We start from the raw sequence: 12,260 nt of genomic DNA, 5'->3' as shown, positions 1-12,260 counted from the left end.
AAACGTCGCTCCCCAAGCGTTCACTTTGGGCCCGAAAGGCTCTAGAGAGACCGACCCGTCCCTTGCAGAACCACGCGAAACTCCCTTGCGACTTCCCCAGGCCCGCCTCGACCAGGTTCTCGATCGTTTCCGCGAGGTGGAGGCGCGCATGGGCGCGGCCACCGACGGGACCGAGATCGTCAAGCTGTCCAAGGAGCACGCCGAGTTGAAGCCGGTGGCCGAGGCGGTCGAGCGCCTGGCCAAGTTGTCGGCGGAACGCGCCGAGTTGGACGCCATGGCCGCCGATCCCGAGATGGCCGACATGGTCCGCGACGAGATGGCCGAGCTGGACGAGAAGCTGCCCGTCCTCGAGCGCGATCTGGCCCTGATGCTGGCCCCCAAGGACAAGGACGAGAACGCCTCGGCCATCCTGGAAGTGCGGGCCGGCACCGGCGGCGACGAGGCGGCCCTGTTCGCCGGCGACCTCTTCCGCATGTACCAGCGCTACGCCCAGCTGCACGGCTGGAAGGTTGAGATCGACAGCATCTCGGAAGGCGAAATGGGCGGCTACAAGGAAATCGTCGCCTCGATCACCGGCGAGGGCGTGTTCGGCCGGCTGAAGTTCGAAAGCGGCGTCCACCGGGTGCAGCGCGTGCCGGCCACCGAGGCGCAGGGCCGCATCCACACCTCGGCCGCCACCGTCGCGGTGCTGCCCGAGGCCGAGGATGTCGAGATCGACATCAAGGAAAGCGACCTGCGGATCGACACTTACCGGTCCTCCGGGGCCGGAGGACAACACGTCAACAAGACCGACTCGGCCGTGCGCATCACCCACTTGCCCACCGGCGTGGTGGTGACCTCCTCGGAAAAGTCGCAGCACCAGAACCGCGCCAGGGCCATGAAGAACCTGAAGGCGCGCCTCTACGACATGCAGCGCGAGGCCCTGGACAGCGCCCGCTCCGAGGCCCGCAAGAGCCAGGTCGGCAGCGGCGATCGCTCCGAGCGCATCCGCACCTACAACTTCCCGCAGGGCCGGGTGACCGACCACCGCATCAACCTGACCCTCTACAACCTGTCGCGGATCATGGAAGGCGACGCCCTGGACGACGTGATCAATCCGCTGATCGCCGAGGACCAGGCCGAACGCCTGGCCAGCCTCGAGGAAAGCTTCGGCTGATGTCCTGGACCCGCACCTACGACGAGGCCGAGCCCCAGCGGGTCAACAAGTGGCTGGCCCAGAGCGGCGTCTGCTCGCGCCGGGAGGCCGAGCAGCTGATCTCCGACGGCCTGGTGTCGATCGACGGCGAGGTGGTCGAGGATGTCGGCCGCAAGATCCAGCCGGGCCAGACCCTGGTCCTGGCCGACCGCGCCACGGCTAAGCTGGACGCGGCCGTCACCTACATGATCCACAAGCCGGTCGGGGTGGTCTCGGCCCAGCCCGATCCCGGCCAGATCCCGGCCGCGCGCCTTCTGACCCGCCAGAACATCTGGGGCGGCGTGCCCGCGCCGATCCCGCAGTCGGGCGACCTGCTGCCGCCGATCGGCCGGCTGGACAAGGACTCGCGCGGCCTCTTGCTGCTGTCCCAGGACGGCGTGGTGGCCAAGGCCGTGATCGGTCCGCAGTCGGACCTGGAAAAGGAATACCGGGTCGCGGTGATGGGCGACCTGACCGAGCAAAAACTGGAGCTCCTACGCTTCGGCCTGGAGCTGGACGGCCGCGAGCTGCGCCCGGCCGAGGTGGAGGTGATCTCCGACCAACGCCTGCGCATCGTCCTGCGCGAGGGCCGCAACCGCCAGATCCGCCGGATGTGCGAGCTGGTCGAGCTGAAGGTCGTCGACCTGTTCCGCGTCCGCATCGGCCCGCTGACCTTGGGCGAGATGCCCGAGGGCCGCTGGCGCCCCCTGACACCCGAAGAGCGCGCGGCGCTGATCGCGGGCTAGAGCCCTACCCCGCGGGGGTCAGGGCGATGTCGACCATGATCTCGCCGGAGATGGCTTCCAGGGCGTCCTGGACGGCGGCGGCGGTCAGGCCGGGCGGCAGGCGCAGGCGGGCGTCCAGGTGGAACAGCGGCGCGCCCTGGTGGGGCTCTATGCTGAGGCGCGAGGCGAAGGCCTCGATATTGGCGCCCAGGCCGCTCAGCACGCCGGTCACCTGGTGGACGATGCCGGGGCGGTCCTGGCCGACGACGCCCAGCTGCAGGACCTCGCCCGCCGCGCCGGCGACCTCGACCGTCGGCGCGATCCGCACTTCCAGCCCCTGGGCGTCGACGGCCGCGACCGCGGCGCGCAAGGCCTCGACCTTGTCGTCGTCCAGCGCGACCAGAACCGAGCCGACATAGAGCCCGCCCAGCTGGCTGAGATGGCTCTCCAGCCAGTTGCCGCCGGCCGACAGCACGGCGCTGGCGAGCGCCTGGGTCAGGCCCGGCCGGTCGCTGCCGACGACGCTGAGGATCAGGGTGGTCATCAGGGCTCTCCCGAGGCGCGAAGGCCCCTACTCCGCCGCCAGGGCGCCGGCCGCCTTGGCCGCCTGGATCTCGGCGGCCTTCTTCTCGACCAGCTCGACGATGTGGTCGATCATGCCGTCGTTGGACTGCTTGTGGTCCGGCTTGCCGGCCATGTAGACCATGCCCGCCCCGGCCCCGCCGCCCGTGAAGCCGATGTCGGTCATCAGCGCCTCGCCCGGCCCGTTGACCACGCAGCCGATGATCGACAGCGACATCGGCGTGGCGATGTGGGCCAGCCGCTCTTCCAGGGCCTCGACCGTCTTGATGACGTTGAAGCCCTGACGCGCGCACGACGGGCAGGCGATGATGTTGACGCCCCGGTGGCGCAGGCCCAGCGACTTGAGGATATCGAAGCCGACCTTGATCTCCTCGACGGGATCGGCGGCGAGCGAGACACGGATAGTGTCGCCGATGCCGGCCCACAGCATCGAGCCGATGCCGATCGAGGACTTCACCGTGCCGGTGCGCGTCGCGCCAGCCTCGGTGACGCCCAGGTGCAGCGGGCAGTCGATGACTTCCGCCAGCTGGTAATAGGCGGCCACGGTCATGAACGGGTCCGACGCCTTCACCGAGATCTTGAACTCGTGGAAGTCGTGGTCCTGCAGGATGCGGGCGTGGTTCAGGGCGCTCTCGACCATCGCCTCGGGGCACGGCTCGCCGTACTTTTCCAGGAGCTCGCGCTCGAGCGAGCCGGCGTTGACGCCGATGCGCATCGAGCAGCCGTGGTCGCGGGCGGCCTGGATCACGTCACGGACGCGGTCGGGCGAACCGATGTTGCCCGGATTGATCCGCAGACAGGCCGCGCCCGCCTGTGCGGCCTCGATGCCGCGTTTGTAGTGGAAGTGGATGTCGGCCACGAGCGGGACCTTGGCCTCGCGGGCGATGGTCCTGAACGCCGCCGTGCTCTCGACGTCCGGACAGCTGACACGGACGATGTCGGCGCCGGCCTCTTCCAGCTGGCGGATCTGTTCCAGCGTCGCCTTGGCGTCGCTAGTCAGGGTGTTGGTCATCGACTGCACCGAGATCGGCGCGTCGCCGCCCACCTCGACGGAGCCGACGCGGATCTTGCGCGACGGGCGACGCGTGATCTGGCGCCAGGGACGGACGGACGTGTGGTCAGCGGACATGGGGGTAATTTAGAGCCTGTCGAGGGCGGATAGAAGGGCTTGAACGCCCCCTTCTCCCCTTGCGGGAGAAGGTGTCGCCGCCGGGCGACGGATGAGGGGGCGCGCGAACCTGTCGGATAGGGTGTTCAACCCCTCATCCGTCCGCTTCGCGGCCACCTTCTCCCACAAGGGGAGAAGGGATTTATTGAGGCGTCGCCGGCGCCGCTTGCGTCACGGGCGGCGCGACCTTCGGCGGCGGGATCAGCTTGGAAAGCGCGGTCTGGTTGGCGGGCAGATGGCTGACCAGGGCGCCGCCGACATAGACGTCGAACACGGCCGGGTCGGAGACGTCGGCGATCAGGCCCGGGGTGCGGGGGGCGCGATAGGCCTCGCCGGCCGCCAGGGCGCGGGCGAAATAGACCTGGCCGTCGCCGCCGCGCACCACCAGGGTGGCGGCCTTGCGGGTCTGCAGAACAACGCCGGAGCCTTCGCCCGGCGCCACGCCCAGCACCGCGCCCTTGGGCTTGAACGGCGCGCCGACCTGGACCTTCTGGGCTGGATCGACGAGACCCGACTTGGCCTCGGCCTCGGCCCGCGCCTTGGCGGCCGCCTTGGCCGCGTCGACCGAGCCGCCATTGGCGGCGGCGTCGTCCAGGCCGGGGGTCTTGTAGGGTTCGGGGGTGGTCGACTCGACCGGCGCCGGCAGCGGCGCGCCCAGCGCCACGGCGCTGTTGTTGGCGTGGGCCTGGACCTGGGTCGAGGCCGCCTGCGGGGCGATCTGGGCCGGCGGCTGGTCCTTGGCGATCGCGCGCTGGGCGACATTCCACAGCAGGATGGCGCCAACGACCAGCAGGCCGCCGGCGAAGATCAGGGCCAGGCGCGGGTCGCGCTCGCGGCGCACGCCGACCGGGGCGCGCAGCTCGCCGCCGTCATCGGGCGCGTCGGTCTTGAAGCGGGCAACGGCGGCCTCGGCGTCCAAGCCCAGCACGCCGGCATAGGCGCGGACATAGCCGATCGTGAACGGGCGCGAGGGCAGGTCTTCCAGGCGCATCGCCTCGAGCGCCTCGACATAGCTCTGGCGGATGCGAGTGGCTTCGGCGACGTCCTGAAGGCTGAGGTTCCGCGCCTCGCGCGCGGCCTTAAGCGCCGCGCCGATGTCGGCGGCCTCTTCCGGCGGCGGTTGAACGACGGCGAACGAGGCGTCGTCCGTGTCGACGTCGGCGACGAGATGCAAACGCCCCACGTTGGCCATATCTCGCGCCATGACTGACTACACGCCCCCGAACTCGCTTAAACTCGACTCGCCTGGTGCAGAACGCTGGCGAAGCCCGCGAGCTTCCCCGACTCCATAATGCACGAAATTCTTAACGAGTGTTTGTGGGTAGCAAACTAAGTATCCGGATTCAATGTACTTACCAGTGGCGCTTGGCTAACCGGATAACGGCGTTCACACAGCCACGTAGAGCTTTCGCGCCAAGGTTTCGATCTCGCCGCGCAGCGATCCGCCCGAGCCCTTCAGCAGCGCCTCGACATTGCGGCGGGCGGCCTCGCGATCGAGCGAAAGCACCATCTGCTTGACGGGACCGATGCCGGCCGGCGGCATCGAAAGACCGTCAAAACCCAAGGCCACCAAGGCGAAGGCCTCCAACGGCCGCCCCGCCATCTCGCCGCAGACCGACACCGGCGTGCCCGTGTCGGCGCACGCCTGCTGGATGGTCTTCAGCGCCCGCAAGGCCGCCGGAGACAGCGGATCATAGCGGTCCGACACCTTCGGATTGCCCCGGTCGGCGGCGAAAAGGTACTGCATCAGGTCGTTGGTGCCGACCGAAACGAAGTCGGTCATCGGCAGCAGCGCGTCCAAATGCCACAGCAGCGAAGGGGCCTCGATCATGGCCCCGACGTCCAGGCGGGCCGGCGCGGGCCGGCCGCGACGCTGGGCCCACGCCACTTCCTGGTCGACGAACGAGCGGGCGGCGCGAAACTCGTCGACATTGGCCACCAGCGGGAACATCACCCGCAGCGGCCGGCCGGCGGCCGCCTTGATCAGGGCGCGGATCTGCATCCGCAGCAGGGCCGGACGGTCCAGGCCCATGCGCACGGCGCGCCAGCCGAGCGCCGGATTGTCCTCGCGCTCCAACTCCATGTACGGCAGCAGCTTGTCGCCGCCGAGATCCAGCGTGCGGAAGGTCACCGGCATGCCGTTGGCGGCTTCCAGCACCTTCTCGTAGAGCGCCGTCTGGGCCTCGAGGCGCGGCAGCTCCTCGGCGACCATGAACTGGAACTCGGTGCGGAACAGGCCGATGCCCTCGGCCCCCGTCTCGGCCAGGATGTCGAGATCGACGGCGAGACCCGCGTTCATCAGAAGGGTGATCTTGGCCCCATCCTTGGTGATCGGCGGGGTGTCGCGCAGGCGGGCGAACTCGGCCTTGCGCTGGGCGCGGACCTCCATCCGGACCTTCAGGGCCTTGACCACGTCCGGACGCGGCCGCAGCCAGGCTTCCTGGGTCTCGGCGTCGACCACCACGGGGTCGCCCTCGCTGACCCGGTCGCGCAGGCCGGCCAGGCGGCCGACGCACGGGATGTCGAGCGCCCGGGCCACGATGCCGGCGTGGCTGGCGGCCGAGCCTTCCTCCAGCAGGATGCCCTTCAGCTTGGTGCGGTCGTATTCCAGCAGATCGGCGGGACCCAGGTTCCGGGCGATCAGGATGGCGTCGTCGGGCAGGACGCGCACGTGGTGCACATCGCCCGACAGGTGGCGCAGCAGCCGGTCGTTCAGGTCTTCCAGGTCGTGCAGGCGCTCGCGCAGATAGGGGTCGCGGGCCTGGCCCAGACGCGCGCGGTGCTCGGAGCGGACGCGCTCGACGGCGGCCTCGGCGGTCAGGCCCGAGCGCACGGCTTCCTGCAGGCCCCGGTTCCAGCCCCGGTCGTGGGCGAACAGGCGATAGGTCTCCAGCACCTCGTAGCTGGCGCCGACCAGGCCGTGCTGGCCCTCCAGCATCTCGTCGATCTGGGTCTGCAGCGCCTCGATCGCGTAGGAGAGCCGCGCCTCTTCCGCCAGGGCGTCGTCGGAAAGTAGGGTCTCGGGGGCGACCGGCTGCTCGTGCAGCACGGCCACGCCATAGGCCAGCCCCTCGGCGAAGCGCGCGCCCTTCAGCCGCTCGGGCTTGTGGGGCGCCAGCTCGACGTCCTTGAGCTCGTCGGCGCCCAGGAGCTCGCTGGAGCTGACCATCTCGGCCAGCACCATGGCGATGATCTGGAGGTCCTCGACCTCCTCCTCGTCATAGACCCGCTCCGTGCGATTCTGGACGACCAGAACGCCGATCGCCCGGCCGCCGCGCAGCAGCGGCACCGCCAGGAAGGCGTGGTAGGGATCTTCGCCGGTTTCGGGGCGGTACGAGAACTGCGGATGGGCGGCGGCGTCTGACAGGTTCAGCGGCCGGCCCAGGCGCATGGTCTCGCCGACCAGGCCTTCGCCCGGCTTCAGCCGGGTGACGTGAACGGCCTCTCGGGCCAGACCCTCGGTGGCGAAGAGCTCCAGGTCCCCCGAGGCGCGACGCAGATAGATCGAGCAGACTTCCGCCACCATCGAGATGGCGATGGTGCGCACCACCATGTCGAGCTTGGCCTGGGCGGGTCCGCCGCCGGCCATGGCCTCGCGGATCTGCCGAAGCAGGCTTCGTGGTCCTCGAACGGCGATGCCGGATGCCGCCATGAGCCTTAAGCGCGCTCCCTAACCCGAGGAGAGGCATGGCCCGCACACGCGAAGGCCAGGACCGCTCCGTCCTCAGATGGGGGCTATAGCAGATTTCGCCGCCGCGATAGCCGCCGCCGTCAAGGGAACGACGTTTAGGTGCGGCGGCACGAAAAAGCGCCGCCCGGCGAGGGACGGCGCAGTTTGCTCGCCGGAGGAGGGATCAGAAGCTCCGGCGAGGAAGGCGGGGCGACCTAGCGGCGATAGCCGTAGGCGTAGCGGCTGTCGTAGCGGCCGTCGTAACGCTGGCCGTAGCGGTCGTAGGCGTAGCGGCTGTCGCGGTAGCCGTTGTTGTAATAGCGGTTGTCGTAGCCGTAGCGCGGAGCGGTCCGGTACGATTGGCTGTAGCGACGGTCGTACTTGTCCTTGGCCGTGGTGGCGCCCAGGGCCGCGCCGGCGACCGCGCCGATGGCGACCGCATCGGTCTTGCCGTCGCCGATGGCCGCGCCGGCCACGCCGCCGATCAGGGCGCCGATGATGGCGCGCTCGGTCTTCTCGCCGGCGAAGGCGGTCGAGGCGGGGACGATCAGCGCGCCGGCGACGGTCGCGGCGATCGCGGTCTTGGTGAACTTGCCGATGGTCTTCATGGCAGGGCTCCTAATCGCAAGAGCGTCGCCCCCTTCTCGGGAATGGGATTGGGCGGCGCTGTTGAGGACTGTTGTACGGGGGCCCGCCTGAACCTGATTTGAACCGCGCTGTTCAGGTTCGGTTTAGGTGTGAAAAAAGTTTTGGCGGCGCACGGACTCGTTCAAAGCTGCGCCATCGACGTCTGGATGGGAGACACCCTTGGCGCCCGGACTGGCTGTAGCGCGACGCTTGGTGACGGCCCCGCCATGGGTGCTCACCCTGGCTATTCTGGGACTCAATCTCTTGAGCGGCCCCATCGGTCTGATCGCAGGGTTGGAGCCTCTTTCACGGGCGCTGAATTGGGTCGCGATCACGCTGGACCTCGGCTGGATCTGGTCGGTCTATACGGTCTCGGTCGCCGCCTTGCCCGAGCGCCCCCGCGCGGCTTGGATCCCGTACGTCTTCGCCGCCCCACCGATCATCGACGCCGTCACCCTCGTCTTTGGCTTGTCGATGAACAACAGCCCGACCGCCTTTCTATTCTTCGCCGCCTTCCTGTTCTGCATCGGTCAGACGGCGATGGTGTTGGAGGAGGCAGATCGTGGCGGCGCGCCTGGCTCGCTCGGCAAGACACTGGGCACGGCCCTCCTCCTGTTCTTCTCGATCGTCGGCCTGTGGTGGCTGCGCCAGCGCCTTCTACGCATCGCTGCGCGAACGCCCCAGATCTAGGCCAGGTCCGCCTTCGGCTGGTGCAGCCGCACCGACCAGAGCACGCCAGCCAGCATCAGCACGATCGCAGCCGTCTCCAGGCTACGTGGCCAACGGCCTTCGTGCAGGAAGCCGTATAGCAGGGCGAACAGGGTCTCGAACACGATCAGCTGGCCCGACAGGCTGAGCGGCAGAAGGCGGCTGGCGGCGTTCCACAGGCCGTTGCCGATCACCGAGGCCCCGATCGCCACCGCGAAGCTGACCATCCAGAACCAGCCCCAGGCGGCCGGCGCATGGACCTTGCCGCCCAGCGCGAAGGCCGGGATCACCAGGACCAGCGCCAGCAGCCCGGTGGCCACCCCCGTCAGCAGCGACCATTCGTGGCTGTTGAACTTCGGCGTCGCCGCCAGTCGGCGGGCGTTCCAGACGGCGTAGGCGGTCCACATGGCCAGGGCCAGCACCGCTCCCAGCACGCCGACCACCTGGCGGCCGATCCCGACGCCATGACTGTCGGTGAACACCGAAACGTTGATGCACACCCCGCCGGCGGCCACCAAGGCCAGCGGCGCGGCCAGATGGCGCAGCGCGACGCCCTCCCCCGCCCCTCTGTTCCTGGAATGGGATCCGACCAGGGTCACGGTGACGGGCAGCAGGCCGATTATCAGCGAGGCCAGGGCCACGCCCGCGCTCTGCACCGAGACCGACAGGCCGACATAGTAGATCAGGTTGCCCAGCAGGCTCAGCAGGAAGAGATCGCGCCAGTCTCGGCCGTCCATCTTCCTGAGCACCGTCCGCCAGGCCGGGAGCAGCAGCGCCGCCGAGGCCAACCCATAGGCCAGGTAGCGTCCGGCGGTCATCTGCAGCGGCGTGAAGTCGGCCAGCAGCTTGGGCGCCAGGAACACCCCACCCCAGAACGCGCCGGCGACCAGGCCGCACAACAGGCCAAGAAGGAGATTGCGGGAGGTGGTCATGGGCTTCCGCTTATCACCGCGCGCCGATGACGGCTTGGCGAAAGCTCCCGGAGGTTTGGAAGATCCTCCCCACTAGGGGGAGGATTTTGGCCGCCGCCTCCACGCCCTCGGCGTCACGCCCACCACCGCCTTCATTCGCCGAGTCAGACCGCTCTGGTCGCCATGGCCCGTGCGCACGGCGATCTCCGCAATCGAGAGGCAGGTCTCCGTCAGCAGGCGCTGGGCCGCCCTCAGCCGCGCGTTGGACAGCGCGCCGTGCGGGGTCGTCCCGTACGCCTCCGAGAACCGCGCGAAGAAGCGGCTCTGGCTCATGCCGGCCTGGGCGGCCAGGTCGCGGACGGTCAGGGGCTGGTCGAAGCGGTCCTCGATCAGAGCGACGGCGCGGGCCAGACGCGGATCGACAGCGATCGGGGCCGCCGAAAGGCCGCGCAGCAGCAGCGGCGTCCACAGGCTGGCGACGCCAGTCTCGATTGCGCCGGGCGCCTCGCCGGCGAGATAGTCCAGCAGGCCGCGCACCGCGCCAGTGACCGGGGCGAACGGCCGCTCGCGCAGGGCCTCGAACGGCTTCATCAGCGCCTCGCCGATGTCGGCCACCACGAACAGGTTCTCGCCCGAAGCGGCGAAGGCGTGGCGCGCGCCAGGCGGCACCACCGCCGCGCGACCCGGATCGACCCGGCCGCCCCTACCATCGATCTCCATCTCCAGCACGCCCCGGCGCGGCAGCACGATCTGGTCGAAGGCGTGAATGTGCGGCGGCGCGTCCTGGCCATAACGGCGGAACGACAGTTCAGCGGGGGCGGTCAGGTCGTGGCCCATGCCGCGACCATAGAGGAATCAGCCATGCCCCGGCAAAGCCAGGGGCGCGTCGGCGTCGGCGACCAGTTTTCGCGCCTGCTGCAGGGCCGCGTCGATGTCGTTCTCGATGAACTCGACCTCGAGGTCGGTCAGCGGATGCGGAGCGGCGACGACGTTGCGGAGATAGGCGCGCTTTTCCGGCGCGGTCATGCTCCACCAGCTGACCGTGTGGCCTTCCTCGATGACCGCGTCGCCCATGGCCAGGAGGTCGTCGGTGTCGAAGATCGGCTGGCCGGGCTTTTCCGGGAACCATTGGCCCTCGTCCGGCAGGGCCTGGTCCAGTTGGCGCAGCAGGGCCGCCAGCCACGGGCTGATCAGCAGCGGCTTCTCATAGCCATCGCCGAACTTGGCGCGCAGCAGGAGGTCGTAGAGCAGCTCCAGGCCCGCGTCGCCGTGGAAGGTGACGCTCTTGGCCTCGGGGTCGAACTTGAAGACGTCGGACATGAGAGCTTCTTAGCGGGCTTTGAGGGCTGGCGCCCCTCATAACGTCCGAACGCGACGGTTTATTGCGGCGAGGCGAGGCCCCTAGAGCTGGTCCAGCCCGTACACCGCGTGCAGCGCCCGCACGGCCAGTTCGGTGTAGGCCGCGTCGATCAGGACCGAGATCTTGATCTCCGAGGTCGAGATGACCTGGATGTTGATGTTCTTTTCGGCCAGGGCCTTGAACATCGACTGAGCGACGCCCGCGTGGCTGCGCATGCCCACCCCGATCACCGAGACCTTGGCGACATCCTCGTCGACCGCGACGTCCTCGAAGCCGATCTCCTTCTGGGCGGTACGGACGATCTCGACGGCGCGGGCGGCGTCACGCTTGCCGACCGTGAATTCCATGTTCGCCGTGGCGGCGCTGCGGGCGCGCGACTGGACGATCATGTCGACATTGACGTTGGCGTCAGCCAGGCGCCCGAAGATCTGCGAGGACACGCCCGGATGGTCAGGCAGGCCCAAGAGAGTGATCTTGGCTTCGTCGCGGCTGTAGGCGACGCCCGAGACGATGCGCTTTTCCATGATTTCTTCCTCGTCGCAGACGATCGTACCTTGGCCCGGGGCTTCACCCGGTTCGACGAAACTGGACAGCACCCGCACCGGGACGCGATGGGCCATGGCCATCTCGACCGAGCGGGTCTGCAGAACCTTGGCCCCCAGCGAGGCCATTTCGAGCATTTCCTCGTAGGAGATCTTGGCCAGGCGCCTGGCTTTGCTCTCGATGCGCGGATCGGTCGTGTAGACCCCGTCCACGTCGGTATAGATATCGCAAGCGCCCTTGACCGCCGCGGCGATGGCCACGGCAGAGGTGTCCGAGCCGCCCCGACCCAGGGTGGTGATCCGCTGCTTGGGGGTCACGCCCTGGAAGCCGGCGATCACGGCGATCTCGCCGTTGGCGAAGCATTCCTCGAGGTTCTCCGGCGGGATCTCCTCGATCCGCGCGCGGCCGTGAGCCTCGTCGGTGATGATCGGCACCTGCCAGCCCAGGAACGAGCGGGCCTTGTGGCCCATGTTGCGCAGGGTCATGGCCAGCAGGCCGGCCGTGACCTGCTCGCCCGAGGCGACGACGGTGTCGTACTCGTCGTCAGACTCCGGAAGACCTTGCGCGGCGCGGCCGGCGCCGTCGGTCCAGGCGACCAGCTCGTTGGTCTTGCCCGACATGGCCGACACGACCACCGCCACATGCTTGCCGGTCGCGACCTCGGCGGCGACCAGGCGCGCCACACGGCGGATGCGCTCCAGGTCGGCCACCGACGTGCCGCCGAACTTCATCACCAGACGTGACACGTCCTTGGTACCTCGACACTTGGTTATTTCTTGCGCCCGCGCGGCC

General features: G+C 69.0%; 12 protein-coding genes. 3 read left to right on the top strand and 9 right to left on the bottom strand.

Annotation, left to right across the window (positions count from 1 at the left end; all coding sequences use genetic code 11):
* Positions 1-85: 85 nt before the first annotated feature.
* Complete coding sequence (gene prfA / locus VJ655_RS07345; protein ID WP_324110413.1) at positions 86-1,156, top strand: peptide chain release factor 1; 1,071 nt, start codon at positions 86-88, stop codon at positions 1,154-1,156.
* On the top strand, positions 1,156-1,920 hold the full coding sequence (locus VJ655_RS07340) for a pseudouridine synthase (RefSeq protein ID WP_324110412.1): 765 nt from the start codon (positions 1,156-1,158) through the stop codon (positions 1,918-1,920). The genes prfA and VJ655_RS07340 overlap by 1 nt, the downstream gene beginning before the upstream one ends.
* A 4-nt stretch (positions 1,921-1,924) precedes the next feature.
* On the opposite strand, the gene VJ655_RS07335 is transcribed toward VJ655_RS07340, so the two are convergent.
* The 5 genes from VJ655_RS07335 to VJ655_RS07315 all read right to left on the bottom strand — a co-directional run bounded on the left by VJ655_RS07335 (position 1,925) and on the right by VJ655_RS07315 (position 7,927).
* A complete protein-coding gene (locus tag VJ655_RS07335) occupies positions 1,925-2,443 on the bottom strand; it encodes a glycine cleavage system protein R (RefSeq protein WP_324110411.1) in 519 nt (172 codons plus the stop codon).
* 27 nt (positions 2,444-2,470) lie between these two features.
* Positions 2,471-3,610 (bottom strand): flavodoxin-dependent (E)-4-hydroxy-3-methylbut-2-enyl-diphosphate synthase, encoded by a 1,140-nt coding sequence (gene ispG / locus VJ655_RS07330; RefSeq protein WP_324110410.1) that lies wholly within the window; start codon positions 3,608-3,610, stop codon positions 2,471-2,473.
* 181 nt (positions 3,611-3,791) lie between these two features.
* Positions 3,792-4,853: a helix-turn-helix domain-containing protein gene (locus VJ655_RS07325; protein ID WP_414646959.1), complete on the bottom strand. Its 1,062-nt coding sequence runs from the start codon at positions 4,851-4,853 to the stop codon at positions 3,792-3,794.
* 183 nt (positions 4,854-5,036) lie between these two features.
* On the bottom strand, positions 5,037-7,301 hold the full coding sequence (gene ptsP, locus VJ655_RS07320; protein WP_324110408.1) for a phosphoenolpyruvate--protein phosphotransferase: 2,265 nt from the start codon (positions 7,299-7,301) through the stop codon (positions 5,037-5,039).
* Positions 7,302-7,534: 233 nt separating this feature from the next.
* Positions 7,535-7,927, bottom strand: coding sequence for a glycine zipper 2TM domain-containing protein (locus VJ655_RS07315; RefSeq protein ID WP_324110407.1), 393 nt, complete (start codon positions 7,925-7,927; stop codon positions 7,535-7,537).
* Positions 7,928-8,210: 283 nt separating this feature from the next.
* On the opposite strand from VJ655_RS07315, the gene VJ655_RS07310 reads away from it, so the two are divergent.
* Positions 8,211-8,636: a hypothetical protein gene (locus VJ655_RS07310; RefSeq protein WP_324110406.1), complete on the top strand. Its 426-nt coding sequence runs from the start codon at positions 8,211-8,213 to the stop codon at positions 8,634-8,636.
* On the opposite strand, the gene VJ655_RS07305 is transcribed toward VJ655_RS07310, so the two are convergent.
* The 4 genes from VJ655_RS07305 to VJ655_RS07290 form a co-directional block, all read right to left on the bottom strand.
* Positions 8,633-9,586: a DMT family transporter gene (locus tag VJ655_RS07305; protein WP_324110405.1), complete on the bottom strand. Its 954-nt coding sequence runs from the start codon at positions 9,584-9,586 to the stop codon at positions 8,633-8,635. The two genes, VJ655_RS07310 and VJ655_RS07305, sit on opposite strands and share 4 nt — an antisense overlap.
* Before the next feature lie 72 nt (positions 9,587-9,658).
* On the bottom strand, positions 9,659-10,402 hold the full coding sequence (locus VJ655_RS07300) for an AraC family transcriptional regulator (RefSeq protein ID WP_324110404.1): 744 nt from the start codon (positions 10,400-10,402) through the stop codon (positions 9,659-9,661).
* A gap of 18 nt (positions 10,403-10,420) precedes the next feature.
* A complete protein-coding gene (locus VJ655_RS07295) occupies positions 10,421-10,885 on the bottom strand; it encodes a hypothetical protein (protein ID WP_324110403.1) in 465 nt (154 codons plus the stop codon).
* A gap of 81 nt (positions 10,886-10,966) precedes the next feature.
* On the bottom strand, positions 10,967-12,214 hold the full coding sequence (locus VJ655_RS07290) for an aspartate kinase (RefSeq protein ID WP_324110402.1): 1,248 nt from the start codon (positions 12,212-12,214) through the stop codon (positions 10,967-10,969).
* Positions 12,215-12,260 lie beyond the last annotated feature (46 nt).

Source organism: Caulobacter sp., from assembly GCF_035254145.1.
Lineage (GTDB): Bacteria > Pseudomonadota > Alphaproteobacteria > Caulobacterales > Caulobacteraceae > Caulobacter.
Note: the sequence above shows the minus strand (reverse complement) of the source record. Positions and strands in the feature narration are given on the sequence as shown.